The 396-nt window shown below is 67.7% G+C and carries 1 pseudogene; it reads left to right on the top strand.

The features are described from left to right. A pseudogene (locus AB4Z35_RS30990) lies at positions 1–396 on the top strand (recombination factor protein RarA); the annotation flags it as partial.

Here is a 396-nt window from a genome sequence, read left to right as displayed (position 1 = left end):
GAGCAGTACCGCGCCCACGGCCGCCGCACGCTGGTGTTTGTCGACGAAGTGCACCGCTTCAACAAGAGCCAGCAGGATGCCTTTCTGCCGCACGTGGAAAGCGGCCTGTTCACGTTCATCGGCGCCACCACGGAAAACCCATCGTTCGAGGTCAACGGCGCGCTGCTGTCCCGGGCGGCCGTCTACGTGCTCAAGAGTCTGGACGACGCCGAACTGAAGCAGCTCGTGCTGCGCGCCAGCGAGGAACTGGGCGGGCTGACCTGGGAGGACGAGGCGCTCCAGCTGATCGTCGGCTCGGCCGACGGCGACGGGCGCAAGCTGCTGAACAATATCGAGATCGTCGCGCGCGCGGCCCGCAACGCGGGGCAGGACCGCATCGACACGCCGCTGCTGGGC

This window comes from Pseudomonas sp. KB_15 (genome assembly GCF_052114525.1).
Lineage (GTDB): Bacteria > Pseudomonadota > Gammaproteobacteria > Pseudomonadales > Pseudomonadaceae > Aquipseudomonas.
This window is presented reverse-complemented; position numbering and strand designations above follow the sequence as displayed.